The sequence below is a fragment of the Streptomyces sp. NPDC044719 genome (assembly GCF_056433405.1).
The window spans coordinates 425,418-442,780 of sequence record NZ_JBWKHE010000001.1; the positions used below are offsets into that span (position 1 = coordinate 425,418).

The window sequence follows — 17,363 nt, forward strand, 5'->3', positions numbered from 1 at the left end:
CGGGTAGGAAAAACCCGTCCATCGCCGTCGGTTCAGCACAGCGCCACCGCGTCGCCCGGGCCCTCGGGCCAGGCCGTCAGCGGGGTGAAGCCCTGGTGGCCGCATTCGCCGAAGACCGTGACCGGGGCACCGCCCGACAGGGCGACCAGCCGCCACAGGCCGGGCCTGGAACGTGCGGCGGGAGTGAGCGGCAGCGCCTCGTCCTCGTCGGCGTCCGCCAACTGCCAGGAGCCGCCGTCCGGGGTGGGGACGACCCGGTCCAGCGTCACCGGGACGGAGTCCAGCCACGGATCGTCGCGCAGGGCGTCGCCGTAGCGGGCCGCCGCCTGCGACGTCGTCATCCCCGGCGGACGTATGTCCGTGGGCGTGGGCGGTGCGAACTGCTCGCCCAGGGCCACCCGCAGTTGCCCGGCGCCCGGGTAGGCGGACATCTCGGCGTCGAGGGTCAGGCCCACCGGCAGCGCCAGCTCCGGGGCGCGGCCGGCGGCGCCGTAGGAGAGGAGCAGCACGGTGCGGTGCGAGGCGGCGCCGTGCAGCCAGATCCGGCGGGTCGTCAGGCGTGGGTCGGTGGTGTCGTACTGGGCGAGCACCAGCCAGCTGTCCCGCACCGCCGGGCCCTCCGCGGAGGCCGGCAGGCCGATCCGTGAACGGACCGTGGCGGCGAGGCCGTCCGGCAGCCGCTCGCGGCGCAGCCAGCCCTGGCCGAGGAGATGCAGCAGCGCGCACTCCTCCAGCAGCCGCACCGGCCAGCCCGGACCGGTGGACGGGATCGCCCCCAGCTCCCGCACCCGGGCGGCAAGGCCCTGCGCCTGGGCGTCGACCATGCGGGCCGCCGTCTCCTCCCAGAGGCCGTAGCCGGACTGCTCCGCTGTCGCCAGCCCGCCGCGCAGCAGGTCCGTCAGGCGCTGCTCCAGTTCCACCGCACCCGCTGTGACCCGCTCGGCCCGCCGCTCCGCACGGCGCCGCGCCGCCTCCGGACCAGCGGATCCGGACGGCGAAGCCGAACTCTCTCCCGAACCCTTTTCCTCAGCGCGCTTTCGTCGCCCCGCTATCCACTGTCCTGCCCACTCCGGCGCCTGCCCCGACGGCACCGCTCCGTCGTCGCCCGCCCAGAGCAGCAGCAGCCCGAGAGCGTGCTTGCACGGGAACTTGCGGCTCGGACAACTGCACTTGTACGCGGGCCCGGAGGCGTCCGCGATGTCGATGACCGTCTGATACGGCTTGCTTCCGCTGCCCTTGCACAGCCCCCACACCGTCCCCTCGTCGGAACTCCCCGCCTCGGACCACGGACCCGCCGCGCCGAGTTTGCTGCCCGCTTTGCGTGACGCGGTGTCAGGCGCCAGTGCCAGCACCTGGTCCGCCGTCCAGCGCACCCCCTGCTGAGTCATGCCATCGAAGGTAGATCCCACCACTGACAATCGGGTCCGCGAGCGGCTCCGGCAGGACGTTTGCGCAGGTCAGGACGCATTGTCAGTGGTGTGGTGCAACGTGGTCGTCAGATCCGAACCGGCCGAGCTGGAGGGGGACTCAGCCATGCCTGTGTCCGTTGAAACGACGTCGCAGACCGACGGTGCCGAGGCGCTGCGGCCGCACGCCGAGGACGCTTTCGCCGGCGAACTCGCCGCACTCGCCGCGCAGGACGACCGCCCGCGCCCGGCCCGCTGGAAGCTGTCGCCGTGGGCCGTCGCGACCTACCTGCTCGGCGGCACACTGCCGGACGGCACCGTGATCACACCGAAGTACGTGGGTCCGCGCCGCATCGTCGAGGTCGCGGTCACCACGCTCGCCACCGACCGCGCCCTGCTCCTGCTCGGTGTGCCCGGCACCGCGAAGACCTGGGTGTCCGAGCACCTGGCCGCGGCGGTCAGCGGCGACTCCACGCTGCTGGTCCAGGGCACCGCCGGCACACCCGAGGAGGCCATCCGGTACGGCTGGAACTACGCGCGACTGCTCGCCCACGGCCCGAGCCGCGACGCCCTCGTGCCCAGCCCGGTCATGCGGGCGATGTCCGACGGCATGACCGCCCGCGTCGAGGAGCTGACGCGCATCCCGGCCGATGTGCAGGACACGCTCATCACGATCCTGTCGGAGAAGACGCTGCCGATACCGGAACTGGGCCAGGAGGTTCAGGCGGTCCGCGGCTTCAACCTGATCGCCACGGCCAACGACCGCGACCGCGGGGTGAACGACCTCTCCAGCGCCCTGCGCCGCCGCTTCAACACAGTGGTGCTGCCGTTGCCGGAGAGCCCCGAGGCCGAGGTCGACATCGTCTCGCGCCGCGTCGACCAGATCGGCCGCTCCCTGGATCTGCCGGCCGCGCCCGACGGCCTCGACGAGATCCGCCGGGTCGTCACGGTCTTCCGAGAGCTGCGCGACGGGGTCACGGCCGACGGCCGGACGAAGCTGAAGTCGCCCAGCGGCACGCTCTCCACGGCCGAGGCGATCTCCGTCGTCACCAACGGACTCGCCCTGGCGGCCCACTTCGGCGACGGCGTGCTGCGGCCGGGCGACGTCGCCGCGGGCATCCTCGGCGCGGTGGTCCGCGACCCGGCGGCCGACCGTGTCATCTGGCAGGAGTACCTGGAGACGGTGGTCCGCGAGCGCGACGACTGGAAGGACTTCTACCGGGCCTGCCGTGAGGTGAGCGTGTGAGCGGTACGGGGCGGGGCCGTCAGAGGTGCGTGTGGAGGGGAGGGAGCTGGCGTGACAGGCGTGGAGAGGGCTGAGGGCCGGGGGGCCGGGGCCGGGCCGCTGCTGCTCGGGGTGCGGCATCACGGGCCGGGGTCGGCCCGGGCGGTGCGGGCTGCGCTGGAGGAGGCCCGGCCGAGGGTGGTGCTGATCGAGGGTCCGCCCGAGGCCGACGCCCTGATCCCGCTCGCCGCCGACGAGGAGATGCGGCCTCCGGTCGCCCTGCTCGCCCATGCCGTGGACGAACCCGGCCGCTCGTCGTTCTGGCCGCTGGCCGAGTTCTCCCCGGAGTGGGTCGCCATCCGCTGGGCCCTGGCACACGACGTCCCGGCCCGCTTCATCGACCTGCCGGCCACGCACACGCTGGCCTGGGGGAGGCAGGAGGAGGCGGCGGGGAACGACGGCGGCGGTGACGGCGATGAACACCGCGACCGCGACGGCGACCGCGACGGCGACGATCGCGAAGGCGATGGCGATCGCGACTCGGCCCCCGGCCCCGCCGACCTGCGCATCGATCCGCTCGGCGTGCTCGCCGAGACCGCCGGATACGACGATCCGGAGCGGTGGTGGGAGGACGTCGTGGAGCACCGGGGCGTGGGGAAGGGGGACGCGCTCGCTCCCTTCACTGTGCTCGAGGAGGCCATGGGGGCGCTGCGGGAGACCTACGGCGTCGGGGGACACGTCCGGGACCTGGTGCGGGAGGCCTATATGCGGCTCCAGGTGCGGGCCGCGCAGCGGGAATTCGAGGACGGCGTCGCCGTCGTCTGCGGCGCCTGGCACGTCCCCGCCCTGCGGCAGAAGACGACCGTCGCCGCCGACAAGGCGCTGCTGAAGGGGCTGCCCAAGGTCAAGACCGACATGACGTGGGTGCCGTGGACTCACCGCAGGCTGTCCAGGATCAGCGGATACGGGGCCGGGATCGAGTCGCCTGGCTGGTACGGGCATCTGTTCGGCGCCCCGGACCGGCCGGTCGAGCGGTGGCTGACCAAGGTGGCCGGGCTGCTGCGCGCCGAGGACCGGATCGTCTCCTCCGCGCATGTCATCGAGGCGGTGCGGCTGGCCGAGACGCTCGCGGCGATGCGCGGGCGGCCGCTGCCCGGCCTGAGCGAGACGACCGACGCGGTGCGGGCCGTGATGTGCGAGGGCTCGGACGTACCGCTGGCGCTGGTGCACGACCGGCTGGTCGTGGGGGACGTGCTGGGGGAGGTGCCGCCGACGGCGCCGGCGGTTCCGTTGCAGCGGGACCTCGCCCGGCTCCAGCGCAGGTTGCGGCTGAAGCCGGAGGCACTGGAGCGGGAGCTGGAGCTCGACCTGCGCAAGGAGACCGACGCCGGCCGCAGCAGGCTGCTGCACCGGCTGCGGCTGCTCGGAGTCGAGTGGGGCGAACCGGCCGCCTCGCGGGGCAGTACGGGCACGTTCCGGGAGACCTGGCGGCTGCGCTGGGAGCCCGAGCTGTCGGTGCGGGTCGCCGAGGCCGGCGTGTGGGGGACGACCGTACTGTCCGCCGCGACCGCGAAGGCCGAGGCGGACGGAGTCGCCGCGCAGGGCCTCGCCGATGTCACCGCGCTCGCCGAGCGCTGCCTGCTGGCCGAACTGCCCGACGCCCTGCCCACGGTGATGCGCATCCTCGCCGACCGGGCGGCCCTCGACACGGACGTCGGCCATCTCGCGCAGGCGCTGCCGGCCCTGGTCCGCTCCCTGCGCTACGGCGATGTGCGCGGCACACACACCGGGGCCCTGGCAGAGGTCGCCGCTGGGCTGGCCGAGCGGGTCTTCGTCGGTCTGCCCCCGGCCTGCGCCGCGCTCGACGGGGATGCCGCCGAGGAGATGCGGCGTCATGTGGACGCCGTGCACGGGGCCGTGGGGCTCCTGGGCGACGCGCCCGCGGCGGAACACGGCGATCTGAGAGGCCGTTGGCAGTCGGTGCTGCGCGTGCTGTGCGGGCGGGACACCGTGCCCGGTGTGATCCGGGGGCGGGCCGTGCGGCTCCTGCTCGACGACGGGGAGCTGGCGCAGGACGAGGCGGCGCTGCTCATGGGGCTCGTCCTGTCACCGGGCACACCGCCCGCGGACGCGGCCGCGTGGATCGAGGGCTTCGTCGGAGGAGGCTCCGGCGGCGGGATGCTCCTGGTGCACGACGAGCGGCTGCTCGGGCTGGTCGACGCCTGGCTGACCGGCGTTCCGGCGGCGGCCTTCACGGACGTGCTGCCCCTGCTGCGGCGGACGTTCTCGGCGTACGAGCCCGGGGTGCGCCGGACCCTCGGCGAGCTGGTCCGGCGCGGACCCGGGGCCGGGGGCGGCCCGGCGGCGGCCGGCTCCGGCATACCCGGCTTCGCGGCCGAGCTCGACACGGCGCGCGCGGATGCCGTGCTGCCGGTCGTGCGGCTGCTGCTCGGGCTGGACGAGGCGGATGAGAAGACCGGAAGCGACCTGGCGGGGGTGACGGGATGACGACCGAAGGACCGAGGAAGCCGGCTCCGAGGACGGAAGCGGCCAGCAGCATCGGCAACGGGCCCGGGACGGAAGGCCGGCCGGCGACGACCGTGCCGGTGGTCCCGCTGTGGGAACGGCTTCGCGGGGGAGGGCACGGATGACGACCGAGGTGACGGACCCGGCGCAGGAGCGGTTGCGGCGGTGGCGGCTGGTGCTCGGGGGCGACGCGGCGGACGGCACCGGATGCGCCCTGTCGGGCCAGGACGCGGCGATGGACGGGGCGCTCACCGCGCTCTACGGAAAGGGGGAGAAGCCGCAGGGAGGCCGGGACCGTTCGGCGGGGCTCGGGGCGTCGGCGCCGTCCGTGGCGCGCTGGCTCGGGGACATCCGGACGTACTTCCCGTCCTCCGTCGTGCAGGTCATGCAGCGCGACGCCATCGACCGGCTCGGTCTCGCCACGCTGTTGCTGGAGCCGGAGATGCTGGAGGCGGTGGAGGCCGACGTGCATCTCGTGGGCACGCTGCTGTCGCTCAACAAGGCGATGCCGGAGACGACGAAGGAGACGGCACGGGCCGTCGTGCGCAAGGTCGTCGAGGACCTGGAGAAGCGGCTCGCCACCCGTACCCGGGCCACCCTCACCGGCGCCCTCGACCGCAGCGCCCGTATCAACCGGCCCCGCCACCACGACATCGACTGGAACCGCACCATCGCGGCCAACCTCAAGCACTACCTGCCCGAGTACCGAACGATCGTGCCGGAGCGGCTCATCGGGTTCGGGCGGGCGTCCCAGTCCACCAAGAAGGAGGTCATCCTCTGTATCGACCAGTCGGGATCCATGGCGGCATCGGTTGTGTACGCGTCGGTGTTCGGGGCGGTGCTCGCCTCGATGCGGACGATCTCCACGCGACTCGTCGTCTTCGACACGGCGGTAGCCGACCTGACGGACCAGCTCGACGACCCGGTCGACGTGCTGTTCGGCATGCAACTCGGGGGCGGTACGGACATCAACCGGGCGCTGGCGTACTGCCAGTCGCAGATCACCCGACCCGCCGAGACGGTGGTCGTGCTGATCAGCGACCTCTACGAAGGGGGCATCCGGAACGAGATGCTCAAGCGGGTCTCGACGATGAAGGCCTCAGGGGTGCAGTTCGTGACGCTGCTGGCGCTCTCGGACGAGGGGGCACCGGCGTACGACCGGGAGCACGCGGCCGCCCTCGCGGCGCTGGGGGCACCGGCGTTCGCCTGCACGCCCGACCTGTTCCCGGAGGTGATGGCGGCGGCGATCGAGAAGCGGCCGCTGCCGATACCGGACGCGGTGTGACGATTTGTCGACGCGTCGTCGTCCGATTCGGTTCGGCAAAACGGATATGACGGGCCGTCAATAGCGAGGGGCTTGCGCGACCTCCGCACTCCCGTGCGAGGATCAGCGCCTGCTCGGCAGGGCGCCGCGCCGCGCCGGGCAGTACCGCGTTGTGCCGACTCGTTGCCCGTGACGCGTGATGCGTTCCGCACTTGTTCCGTCGCACGGGAGGAAGCTCCCCCTCTTGACCTCGTCAGCAGCCCTGTCCGATGCCGATGCCGCTGTGCGCATGCTGCGCACGGCGGCCGGGCGGCGTGCGCTCCAAGTGGCGCTGCTGGTGGGCGGGGTGCTCGTCATCGCGCTGCTGTGCGGCGAGCGGGCGTATGCGGCGGACGGTGCGCGGGTGTCGGCGGAGAGTGCGGCCGGGCGGTTGGCCGGCGGGCAGGGGCAGCTGGTCCGACCCGACGCGCACGCTTCGGCCGACCGCGTCGTACGAGTGGTGGATGACGCGAGGAAGTCGGTCAGCGGGGAGCTGGTGAAGGCGCAGGCGAAGCTGCCGGTACCTCCGAAGGCCCCCTCGCTGCCGGAGCTGGAGGACCTGCCGGAGCTGCCGGGCCTCTCCGTACTGCCGAAGGCACCATCCGTGCCCGTGCTCCCCGGCTTGCCGTCCGTGCCCGGCCCTCCGGCCGTGCCCGAGTCGCCGGTGCTGCCGGGCCTGCCCGGGCTGCCGGGGCCGGCCGCTCCGCCGACTCCGCCCGAGAGTGACGTCGCGGTGCCGGAAGTGCCCCCTCAGCCCGGGCTCCCCGGCTATCCGGAGTTCCCGAGTCACCCCCTGCCCGCGACCGCGCCCGTCACGGTCGACCCGCAGCCGGCCGACACCCCTGCCGCCCCGGCCACGCCGGCCCCGGCCCCGACCGGGGAGGCGTCCCCCGTGGCGCACAGCCCGTACGGCCCGCACGGCCCGTACGGCGACCAGTACCGCGCCCCACACGCCGACCGCGCAGCCCACGACCACACAGCTCACGGCCGCGCGCACCACCTCAGACACGCAGTGCACACCGGAGCCTCCGCGAGCGTCGGAGACGCCGCCCCGGTCGGTCACGTGCCCGGAGGTCGTCCGGACGGCACCCTCTGCAACCGTTCCATGGCCGACCACGGCACACCGCGTCACGGGGACGCGCATGCCGTCACGCCGAGCAGCCGGGCTCCGCTGAGCCTCGTGCGCGGTGTCGCCGACCGCACCCGCGTGGCCGGTACCCGGGACAGTCACCGGGACGTCCCCGTCTTTCCCGGCTAGCTGAGCCAGACCACCGCTCCTCCGCCGTACGGATCTGTCGCGCGGGGGCGCGTTCCTCCCCCTGAGACTCCGCGAGCCCTCACGCCCGGACGGTCGAAAGCCGTCGACGGTCCGAGGCCGAAACCTCGTGGATGAGGTCGGCCGGTCCCCATTGGGGTGGGGACCGACCGGCCCACCCCCCGGAGAGCAGGGTCCTGAACTGGGCCTTTGTGTTCCTTCGAGGGTGCTCGGCGGGCCTCACCGGGTCTACCCCAGCCCGGTGAGGCCCCTCACCCCAGGCACGCTGTGCCAGAGAGCGCGGCATCATGTGACAGGTATCACCGCTCAGGTGTGACCCTCGATTTAGGGGCCTCCTGCAAGCAGCGATAACCTGCGAGACGGACATGCCGCGCGCTCGGACACCGTGTGCGCCTCCCTTGTGACTGACAGACGGCGGACGTCACGTTGCCCTCGCGGCACGCCCACGCAGACAACGAACCGCGAGATCACTGATAGGGACGGAAGCGCGTGGACCTGTTCGAGTACCAGGCGAGGGACCTCTTCGCCAAGCACGATGTACCGGTGCTGGCCGGTGAAGTCATCGACACGCCTGAGGCGGCCCGCGCAGCCACCGAGCGCCTCGGTGGCAAGTCCGTCGTCAAGGCCCAGGTGAAGGTCGGCGGCCGTGGCAAGGCCGGCGGCGTGAAGCTGGCGGCGACCACCGACGAGGCGGTCGAGCACGCGACCAACATCCTCGGCATGGACATCAAGGGCCACACGGTCCACAAGGTGATGATCGCCGAGACGGCCCCGGAGATCGTGGAGGAGTACTACGTCTCCTTCCTCCTGGACCGTGCCAACCGCACCTTCCTCTCCATCGCCTCCGTCGAGGGCGGCATGGAGATCGAGGAGGTGGCGGAGACCCGCCCCGAGGCCGTCGCCAAGACGCCGATCGACGCCAACGTCGGTGTGACCCCCGAGGTCGCCCGCCAGATCGTCGAGGCCGCGAACTTCCCGGCCGAGGTCGCCGACAAGGTCGCGAACATCCTCGTCACCCTGTGGAAGACCTTCGTCGAGGAGGACGCCCTCCTGGTCGAGGTCAACCCGCTGGCCAAGGTCGCCTCCGGTGAGGTCATCGCCCTGGACGGCAAGGTCTCCCTGGACGAGAACGCCGAGTTCCGTCAGCCGGAGCACGAGGCCCTCCAGGACAAGGACGCGGCCAACCCGCTCGAGGCCGCCGCCAAGGAGAAGAACCTCAACTACGTCAAGCTCGACGGCGAGGTCGGCATCATTGGCAACGGCGCGGGTCTCGTCATGAGCACCCTGGACGTCGTCGCGTACGCCGGTGAGGCGCACGGTGGCGTCAAGCCCGCCAACTTCCTCGACATCGGTGGTGGCGCCTCCGCCGCCGTCATGGCGAACGGCCTGGAGATCATCCTCGGCGACCCGGACGTCAAGTCCGTCTTCGTCAACGTCTTCGGTGGCATCACCGCCTGCGACGAGGTCGCCAACGGCATCGTCCAGGCGCTGCAGCTGCTCAAGGACAAGGGCGAGGAAGTCACCAAGCCCCTGGTCGTCCGTCTGGACGGCAACAACGCGGAGCTGGGCCGCAAGATCCTCTCCGATGCCAACCACCCGCTGGTGCAGCGCGTGGACACCATGGACGGAGCGGCCGACAAGGCCGCCGAGCTCGCGGCTGCGAAGTAAGGGACGAGGGACTAAACAGCCATGGCTATCTTCCTCAACAAGGACAGCAAGGTCATCGTCCAGGGCATGACCGGTGCCACGGGCATGAAGCACACCAAGCTCATGCTGGCCGACGGCACGAACATCGTCGGTGGCGTGAACCCCCGCAAGGCGGGCACGTCGGTCGACATCGACGGCAACGACATCCCCGTCTTCGGCACGGTCGCCGAGGCGATCGAGAAGACGGGCGCCAACGTATCCGTCCTCTTCGTGCCGCCGGCCTTCGCCAAGGCCGCCGTCGTCGAGGCCATCGACGCCGAGATCCCGCTCGCGGTCGTCATCACCGAGGGCATCGCCGTCCACGACTCGGCCGCGTTCTACGCCTACGCCGTGTCGCAGGGCAACAAGACCCGCATCATCGGCCCGAACTGCCCCGGCCTCATCACGCCGGGCCAGTCGAACGCCGGCATCATCCCGGGCGACATCACGAAGCCGGGCCGCATCGGCCTGGTCTCGAAGTCCGGCACGCTGACGTACCAGATGATGTACGAGCTGCGTGACATCGGCTTCTCCTCGGCCGTCGGCATCGGTGGCGACCCGGTCATCGGCACGACCCACATCGACGCGCTCGCCGCGTTCGAGGCCGACCCCGACACCGACCTGATCGTGATGATCGGTGAGATCGGCGGCGACGCCGAGGAGCGGGCCGCGGCCTTCATCAAGGAGAACGTGAAGAAGCCGGTCGTCGGCTACGTCGCGGGCTTCACCGCGCCCGAGGGCAAGACCATGGGCCACGCCGGCGCCATCGTCTCCGGCTCCTCCGGCACGGCCGCCGCGAAGAAGGAGGCCCTCGAGGCCGCCGGTGTCAAGGTCGGCAAGACGCCGACCGAGACCGCGAAGCTGGCCCGCGCCATCCTCGCCGGCTGAGCAGCGCCTCACGGCTCACAGGTGGGCCCGCTCCCCGCACGGGGGCGGGCCCACCGCTGTTTTCCGGAGGCCACTCCGGCGCTGCCGTCACCGGGGCTGCGGCATCAGCCGGTCCGGCCCCCGCTGCTGCTCCTCGCGCAGGAGCTTGCTCCGCAGGTGCCGCTCCGACTCCGACAGCGGTCCGGGCGCGACCGGTGGCGGTACGCCCTGGACGCTCTCGCCCGCCGGTACGGGCGGCTCGTAGCGCGTCGGGGCCGTACGCACGGTGAGCACCGTGGTTCCGATCAGCAGGGCCGTGAAGGCGATGGCGGCCCGGGTCCAGAGGCGGGCCCGGCGTTCCCCGGCCCGCCGTACCACCAGCGGCTTGGCGGCCCGCAGCCGCTCGGTGGAGGCGAGTTCGACCAGCCGCCAGTGCAGGACCTCCGGGTCCGCCAGCTCCGGCAGCCGTTCGGCGACCGCCTCGCGCGCGTGCGTCAGCCGGTTCACGGCGGCGCGGGTGCTCGCCTCCGTCTCCGCCGCCGTCTCCGGCAGGCCGAGGCCGACGCCGTCGTACAGCAGCAGCGTGCGGCGGTACGACGGCGGGAGCCTCAGCAGGGTGTCCATCAGCGCGCGGTCGAACGCGTCGGGCGGGGGCGGCTCGGGGTGCCGGTAGCGGGGCCGGAGCCGGTGCCACGGGGAGAGCGCGCACTCGTACGACACCGCGCGCACCCAGCCCGCCGGGTCCCGGTCGCGAGCCACCTCGGGCCAGCGCTGCCAGGCGATCTGGAAGGCCCGCTCGACGGACTCCCTGGCCAGCTCGCGGCGCCCGGTCAGCAGATAGGCCTGCCGGACCAGCGCGGGAGCGCAGAAGGCGTACAGCGCGTCGAAGGCCTGTTCGGGGTCGAGCGCGGAGGTCGCGTCGTCCGGCCGGTGCGGGGTCTTCGTACGGCCGGGGGCCCGGCTGAGGCCGGCGAGGGTGACGCGGGGGGTGGTGCGGCCGCGGTCGGGGGCAGGGGCGTGGGCGGGGGCGCGGCCCCGGTCGGCGACATGGGCGCGGTCCCGGTCCCGGGCGGGCGGGCGGCTCCCGGCGCCCCTGACCCGGGCGGAGGCCCTGCCCCGATCGGCCGTGGCGACGCTCGTATGAGGCTCCGTCACCTCCCGCTGCCCGCCCAGCGAGTTCAGCAGCCTCGCGTACTTCTCCCCCTTCCGGCCGCGTGGCGTCGCGCGGCCGGTCTCCCATCCGCGCACCGTCTCGCTGGTGACGCCCACCCGGGAAGCCAGCTGAGCCCGCGTCAGGGAGGCGGCCTCGCGCAGGCGTCGGCGTTCCTTGGGCGGAGGGAGCTGGAGGGCGGGGCTCTGGGTCACAGGGCGCCCCTGGGTACGGAAAAGTACATAAACGTATATTGAGCGACACAACGGTGGTTCGCCTGTTACGACGGGAAAGCGCGTGTCGTTGGCAGCATGGCGGGCGTGATCAAGATGACCGCTCGCCGCCGTCTGCCGGCGCTCCTGCTCGCCCGGGTGCGCGACCGTTCGCCCGGACTGGGTGATGCCCTCGTGAGTGGTGCGGTGGCGGCGGGCCTGGGGCTCGCGTGGTTCGCCGTGCTGGTGATGATGCTGTGGATCACCTCGCCGTACCCCGACAGCGGGCCCGGCGGTGTGCTGCACGTCACGGCGGCCCTGTGGCTGCTGGCCCACGGGGCCGAACTGGTCCGCGTCGACACGCTCTCCGGCCTCCCGGCCCCCGTGGGCATCCCGCCGCTGCTCCTGCTCGTGCTGCCCGTGTGGCTGCTGCTCCGGGCGGCACGCGACGCCACGGACGGCGGGGCGGCGGAGGAGGACGACGCCGGCGGCTTCAAGGGCATCGCGACGATCGAGGATCTGGAGCGCCCCGAGGATGCCGAGGTGATCGACGGCGCGGGGCCACCGCTGGTCGCCGCCCGCACCGCGTGGACGGGTGTCGTCCTCGGCTACCTGGCCGTCGCCCTGCCCGCCGCGCTGTTCGCCGCCGGCGGGGTGCTGCGGCCGTCGTGGCTGTGGACGGGCGTGTACGTTCCGCTGGTCGCCGTCCTGGCGGCGGGGGTGGGTGTGTGGTCGGCGTACGGCCGCCCGGGCGGGCCGCTGCGGCGCCTGCTGCGGGTCCTGCCGACGGGCCTGCGGCCGCTGGTCTACGGCGCGGACGGGCGCCCGGGTGCCGCCACCCGGGCCGCGGCGGCGGGAGTGGCGGTGCTGCTCGGGGGCGGTGCGCTGCTGGTGGCGGTGTCGCTGGTGGGGCACGGCACGCAGGCCCAGGCGTCGTGGCTCCTGCTGACCGAGGGATGGTCGGGGCGGTTCGCGGTCCTGCTGCTGTGCGCGGCCCTGCTGCCGAACGCGGCGGTATGGGGCGCCGCGTACGCCCTCGGCCCCGGCTTCGCGCTCGGCGCCGGCCATGTCGTCGGCCCGCTGTCCTCCGCCCCGCCACCGTTCCTGCCGCCGTTTCCACTGCTGGCGGCGGTGCCGGAAGCGGGGCAGGGGGCGTTCGTGCACTGGGCGGCCGGCGTCGTGCCGGTGGTCGCCGGGGTGGTGATGGGCCGGACCGTGGCGCGCGGGGCGGCCTCCAAAGAGCGCGGCGGGCGGGGCGCCGGCTGGTCACCGTGGCGCGGCGCCTGCGCCGCCGCTCTGGCGGCGCTCCTGTGCGCGGCCGTGCTCGCGGGTCTCGCCGCGTTGGCCGGCGGGCCGCTCGGGATCGCCGTACTGGCCCGTTTTGGACCGGTGTGGTGGCAGGTGGGCGCGGCGACCCTGGCCTGGCTGACGGTGGTCTCCGTCCCGACAGCGGTGGGGGTGGGACTCTGGCGCCGCCGGCCACCCAAGGCGGAGGAACCGGCGATCGGCAAACAGCGCGAGGAGAGCGCCGGCGTCGGCAGGGCCGGGCGGACGAGCCGCCGAGGCGACTGGCCCGCGCGCACCGGGGCTGCCGGGACCACCGGGGCTGCCGGGACCACCGGGGCTGCCGGGACCACCGGGGCCGCCGGGGCCGCCGGAGGCACCGGCCGGTCCGGACGCACCACGGGCGCCGGGGGCAAGGTAGGCGCCGCAGGGGAATTGGGAGCCGCCTGGGGCGCTGAGGGAGCCGGAGTCGCCGGGGAAGCCGGAGAGGTTTGGGGCGCCGCGGGGGCCGGAGCCGCTGGGGATGCCGGAGACGCCTGGGGCGCCGAGGGGGCCGGAGTCGCCGGGGGTGCCGGAGACGCCTGGGGCGCCGAGGGGGCCGGAGCCGCTGGGGATGCCGGAGACGCCTGGGGCGCCGGGAACGCCAAGCAGCCCCGGAGCACCAAGCAGCCCCGGAACGCCAAGCAGCCCGGGAACGCCGAGCAGCCCGGGAACGCCGAGCAGCCCGGGATCGCCAAGGGCGCCGGGGAATCCGGAGTCGCCTGGGGTGTCAGGAGCGGCAAGAGTGCCGGAGTCGCCGGGGGAGTCGGAGTCGGTCGCGGGGGCAAGGACGGCAAGGGTGCGCCGGGCCAGGCGCGTGGTGGCTCGGCGTCGGGTGGGGCTGCGGCATCTCGCACCCCGGACCTCTCACCGGATCTGCCCTACGTCCCCTACGCGCCCTTCGAGCACGACGCGCTGTACGGCCCGCAAGGCCAGGACGACGACGCCGGTTACGAGCCCTACGACTTCCTGCCGGCCGACCCGGCTCCGGGTTCCGACAGCCCCTGACGGGGGCGGGGGCGCCTCAGCCTCTCGACCCCAGCAGGCCCCGCAGCTCCTCCGGCAGCAGCTTCGCGCAGGACTTCTCGGCCTGATTCGTGAGGGCGTCGTTCGTGCACGTGTAGTAGTCGCTGTAGACCAGCTGCGCCGTGAAGGACGCGGCGACCAGGGCGATCGCCAGGGACGCCGTGACCAGGCCGCTGACCGCGGCGGTCGTCTGGGGGCGGCCCGGCTGCTCGGGGGCCGGGGAGTCCGGGTCGGACCTGCGGGGCTTGGCGCGCAGCGCGCTGATGCCCCAGTAGAGGGCGAGCGCGCCGAGCAGCAGCGCCACGTACGGCCAGCTGAACAGGGCGAAGAAGAAGGCCCACATGCCCGACAGCAGGGCATAGCGCGCCCGGCGCTGCGAGGGGTCCGTCGGGTCCCAGCGGAGGTTCGGGCCGCCCTGGGGGCCGCCCTGGCCCTCGGGGCCGCCGCGGGGGCGCTCACCGAAGCCGTCGGGGGAGCGGCCGGGCTGCCGGTCGCTCCACTGACTGCCCCACGGCGCACGGTCGCCCCCGTCGCCGTCCTGGGAGTCGTCGCCCGACGGGCGGCGCGGCTGCCAGGGCCGGTCCGGGGTGCCCTCGGGCGGCGGGGCGAAGGGGTTGTCCTCCTGGGAGCCGCGCCCTCGCCCGTCGCCGCGGGAGCCGTCCGACGGGGCGTCGGGCGGTGAGCTGGGGCGCTCCCGCAGCAGCACGGCGCCGCGCTCCCCTCCCTGTGCCGACGGCGGGGGGAACGTGAGGAGTCGCAGGCTGCGGTCCGGCATCAAGTGAGCGTCTTCCCGTTGGTGAGTAGGACGGTGAGTGGACTGGAGGATCAGTACTGGACGATCAGGACTGGACGGACAGAGGTCGGTGCGGCGTCGGGACCGGCTCCGTCACCCTCTTGAACGCACCACGCCCGGACGGCGTTCCCGAACCGGCTCCGCCCAGACGCTACCTCCCGGCTACGCCCCCGTCCCGTGGGGGCCGTCCGGTGTGCCGGTATCGTTGCTGACGGTCGGCCGGTTCGTAGGCTTCCCCGTATCAGGGGGCCCGAAGCATTCGTATGAATGTACAAACGTCACGGTCCGGCCGCCGGACAGACGCTTCCCCGAAGAAAGGCCCCACCGTGGCCGCCAAGCCCGTGGCCCCGCGCGCCAAGCGCCTCGTCGTGCTGGTCTCCGGATCGGGCACCAATCTGCAGGCGCTCCTCGACGAGATCGCCGCCACCGGCGCGCAGGCGTACGGGGCCGAGATCGTGGCCGTCGGCGCCGACCGCGAGGGCATCGAGGGGCTGGCGCGGGCCGAGCGCGCCGGGCTGCCGACCTTCGTCCGCAAGGTCAAGGACCACGGGAGCCGCGAGGAGTGGGACACCGCCCTCGCCGAGGCCGTCGCCGCCTTCGAGCCCGACCTCGTCGTCTCCGCCGGCTTCATGAAGATCGTCGGCAAGGAGTTCCTCGAGCGGTTCGGCGGCCGGTTCGTCAACACGCACCCCGCCCTGCTGCCCAGTTTCCCGGGAGCCCACGGCGTGCGGGACGCGCTCGTGTACGGCGCCAAGGTCACCGGCTGCACCGTCCACTTCGTCGACGACGGCGTCGACACCGGCCCGATCATCGCCCAGGGCGTGGTCGAGGTCCGGGACGAGGACGACGAGAGCGCTCTGCACGAGCGCATCAAGGACGTCGAGCGAAGGCTGCTCGTCGAGGTCGTGGGGCGGCTCGCCCGCAACGGCTATCGCATTGAGGGACGAAAGGTAGTTATCCAGTGACCGCCGACAGCAACAAGCGGCCCCTTCGCCGGGCGCTCGTCAGCGTCTACGACAAGACCGGGCTCGAGGACCTCGCGCGTGGGCTCCACGAGGCCGGGGTCGAGCTCGTCTCCACCGGCTCCACGGCCGCGAAGATCGCCGCTGCCGGCGTCCCCGTCACCAAGGTCGAGGAGCTCACCGGCTTCCCCGAGTGCCTGGACGGCCGCGTCAAGACCCTGCACCCCAGGGTTCACGCCGGCATCCTCGCCGACCTGCGCCTCGAGGACCACCAGCGGCAGCTCGCCGAGCTGGGCGTCGAGCCGTTCGACCTGGTCGTCGTCAACCTCTACCCGTTCCGCGAGACCGTCGCCTCGGGCGCCTCGCCCGACGAGTGCGTCGAGCAGATCGACATCGGCGGTCCTTCGATGGTCCGCGCCGCCGCCAAGAACCACCCGTCGGTCGCGGTCGTCACCAGCCCGGCCCGGTACGCCGATGTGCTCAAGGCCGTCCAGAGCGGTGGCTTCGACCTGGTCACCCGCAAGCGGCTCGCCGCCGAGGCCTTCCAGCACACGGCCGCCTACGACGTCGCCGTCGCGTCCTGGTTCGCCTCCTCCTACGCGCCCGTCGACGAGTCGCGGTTCCCCGACTTCCTCGGCGCCACCTGGGAGCGCGAGCACACCCTGCGCTACGGCGAGAACCCGCACCAGCCCGCCGCGCTCTACGTCTCCCCGGAGGGCGGCGGCCTCGCCCAGGCCGAGCAGCTGCACGGCAAGGAGATGTCGTACAACAACTACACGGACACGGACGCCGCCCGCCGTGCCGCGTACGACCACGCCGAGCCGGCCGTCGCGATCATCAAGCACGCCAACCCCTGCGGTATCGCGGTCGGCGCGGATGTCGCCGAGGCGCACCGCAAGGCGCACGCCTGTGACCCGCTGTCGGCGTTCGGCGGCGTGATCGCGGTCAACCGCCCGGTCAGCAAGGAGATGGCGGAGCAGGTCGCCGAGATCTTCACCGAGGTCATCGTCGCGCCCGGCTACGAGGAGGGGGCCCTGGAGGCCCTCACCAAGAAGAAGAACATCCGTGTGCTGCGCTGCCCCGACGGGCCCGCCGCCCCCGTCGAGGTCAAGCCGATCGACGGCGGTGCGCTGCTGCAGGTGACGGACCGGCTCCAGGCCGACGGCGACGACCCGGCGAACTGGACGCTGGCGACCGGCGAGGCGCTGAGCGCCGGCGAACTGGCCGAGCTGGCGTTCGCCTGGAAGGCCTGCCGTGCGGTGAAGTCCAACGCGATCCTGCTGGCCAAGGACGGCGCCTCGGTCGGCGTCGGCATGGGGCAGGTCAACCGGGTCGACTCCTGCAAGCTCGCGGTGGAGCGGGCCGGGGAGGAGCGGGCCCGGGGCTCCTACGTCGCGTCGGACGCGTTCTTCCCGTTCCCCGACAACATCGACGTCCTGGGTGCCGCGGGCGTCAAGGCCATCGTCCAGCCCGGCGGCTCGGTCCGTGACGAGCTGGTCGTGGAGGCCGCGCAGAAGGCCGGCATCACGATGTACTTCACGGGAACGCGCCACTTCTTCCACTGAGCCCGTTGACGGAGCGGGCCGGCGCGACCCCGCCGGCCCGCTC

At 73.3% G+C, this 17,363-nt stretch carries 12 protein-coding genes; 9 read left to right on the plus strand and 3 right to left on the minus strand.

Annotated elements, in window-relative coordinates; genetic code table 11:
• Positions 1–32: 32 nt before the first annotated feature.
• Positions 33–1,388, minus strand: coding sequence for an SWIM zinc finger family protein (locus AC07DF_RS02055; RefSeq protein WP_478966042.1), 1,356 nt, complete (start codon positions 1,386–1,388; stop codon positions 33–35).
• Positions 1,389–1,533: 145 nt separating this feature from the next.
• Here AC07DF_RS02055 and AC07DF_RS02060 point away from each other — a divergent pair, with 145 nt between their 5' ends.
• The 6 genes from AC07DF_RS02060 to sucD all read left to right on the plus strand — a co-directional run bounded on the left by AC07DF_RS02060 (position 1,534) and on the right by sucD (position 10,310).
• Positions 1,534–2,652 (plus strand): ATP-binding protein, encoded by a 1,119-nt coding sequence (locus AC07DF_RS02060; protein WP_478966044.1) that lies wholly within the window; start codon positions 1,534–1,536, stop codon positions 2,650–2,652.
• Between the two features lie 51 nt (positions 2,653–2,703).
• Complete coding sequence (locus AC07DF_RS02065; protein WP_478966046.1) at positions 2,704–5,139, plus strand: DUF5682 family protein; 2,436 nt, start codon at positions 2,704–2,706, stop codon at positions 5,137–5,139.
• A gap of 139 nt (positions 5,140–5,278) precedes the next feature.
• Positions 5,279–6,442, plus strand: a complete 1,164-nt coding sequence (locus AC07DF_RS02070; RefSeq protein ID WP_478966048.1) for a VWA domain-containing protein — start codon at positions 5,279–5,281, stop codon at positions 6,440–6,442.
• Between the two features lie 223 nt (positions 6,443–6,665).
• Positions 6,666–7,718, plus strand: coding sequence for a hypothetical protein (locus AC07DF_RS02075; protein ID WP_478966050.1), 1,053 nt, complete (start codon positions 6,666–6,668; stop codon positions 7,716–7,718).
• A 507-nt stretch (positions 7,719–8,225) separates the two neighbouring features.
• A complete protein-coding gene (gene sucC, locus AC07DF_RS02080; protein WP_399775858.1) occupies positions 8,226–9,404 on the plus strand; it encodes an ADP-forming succinate--CoA ligase subunit beta in 1,179 nt (392 codons plus the stop codon).
• A gap of 21 nt (positions 9,405–9,425) precedes the next feature.
• Positions 9,426–10,310, plus strand: coding sequence for a succinate--CoA ligase subunit alpha (gene sucD, locus AC07DF_RS02085; RefSeq protein ID WP_193481601.1), 885 nt, complete (start codon positions 9,426–9,428; stop codon positions 10,308–10,310).
• A gap of 87 nt (positions 10,311–10,397) precedes the next feature.
• Here the strand turns inward: sucD and AC07DF_RS02090 are convergent, their stop codons facing one another.
• Positions 10,398–11,654, minus strand: a complete 1,257-nt coding sequence (locus tag AC07DF_RS02090) for a helix-turn-helix domain-containing protein (protein ID WP_478966053.1) — start codon at positions 11,652–11,654, stop codon at positions 10,398–10,400.
• Between the two features lie 96 nt (positions 11,655–11,750).
• On the opposite strand from AC07DF_RS02090, the gene AC07DF_RS02095 reads away from it, so the two are divergent.
• Positions 11,751–13,982, plus strand: a complete 2,232-nt coding sequence (locus tag AC07DF_RS02095) for a cell division protein PerM (protein ID WP_478966055.1) — start codon at positions 11,751–11,753, stop codon at positions 13,980–13,982.
• Positions 13,983–13,998: 16 nt separating this feature from the next.
• Here the strand turns inward: AC07DF_RS02095 and AC07DF_RS02100 are convergent, their stop codons facing one another.
• Positions 13,999–14,775, minus strand: a complete 777-nt coding sequence (locus tag AC07DF_RS02100; RefSeq protein ID WP_478966057.1) for a hypothetical protein — start codon at positions 14,773–14,775, stop codon at positions 13,999–14,001.
• A 344-nt stretch (positions 14,776–15,119) separates the two neighbouring features.
• On the opposite strand from AC07DF_RS02100, the gene purN reads away from it, so the two are divergent.
• Both purN and purH read left to right on the plus strand, forming a co-directional pair.
• Complete coding sequence (gene purN, locus AC07DF_RS02105; RefSeq protein ID WP_478966059.1) at positions 15,120–15,758, plus strand: phosphoribosylglycinamide formyltransferase; 639 nt, start codon at positions 15,120–15,122, stop codon at positions 15,756–15,758.
• Positions 15,755–17,320 carry a bifunctional phosphoribosylaminoimidazolecarboxamide formyltransferase/IMP cyclohydrolase gene (gene purH, locus AC07DF_RS02110; RefSeq protein WP_478966061.1) on the plus strand — a complete coding sequence of 522 codons (1,566 nt, stop codon included), beginning with the start codon at positions 15,755–15,757 and terminating at the stop codon, positions 17,318–17,320. Before purN ends, purH begins: the two co-directional genes overlap by 4 nt.
• The last annotated feature ends 43 nt before the right edge of the window (positions 17,321–17,363 follow it).

What these genes read in the sequence shown, in the direction of transcription:
- AC07DF_RS02100 (WP_478966057.1), bottom strand. Translation starts at nt 14,775, where the DNA reads ATGCCGGACCGCAGCCTGCGACTCCTCACGTTCCCCCCGCCGTCGGCA.
- AC07DF_RS02095 (WP_478966055.1), top strand. Translation starts at nt 11,751, where the DNA reads ATGGCGGGCGTGATCAAGATGACCGCTCGCCGCCGTCTGCCGGCGCTC.
- AC07DF_RS02070 (WP_478966048.1), top strand. Translation starts at nt 5,279, where the DNA reads ATGACGACCGAGGTGACGGACCCGGCGCAGGAGCGGTTGCGGCGGTGG.
- sucD (WP_193481601.1), top strand. Translation starts at nt 9,426, where the DNA reads ATGGCTATCTTCCTCAACAAGGACAGCAAGGTCATCGTCCAGGGCATG.
- AC07DF_RS02060 (WP_478966044.1), top strand. Translation starts at nt 1,534, where the DNA reads ATGCCTGTGTCCGTTGAAACGACGTCGCAGACCGACGGTGCCGAGGCG.
- AC07DF_RS02055 (WP_478966042.1), bottom strand. Translation starts at nt 1,388, where the DNA reads ATGACTCAGCAGGGGGTGCGCTGGACGGCGGACCAGGTGCTGGCACTG.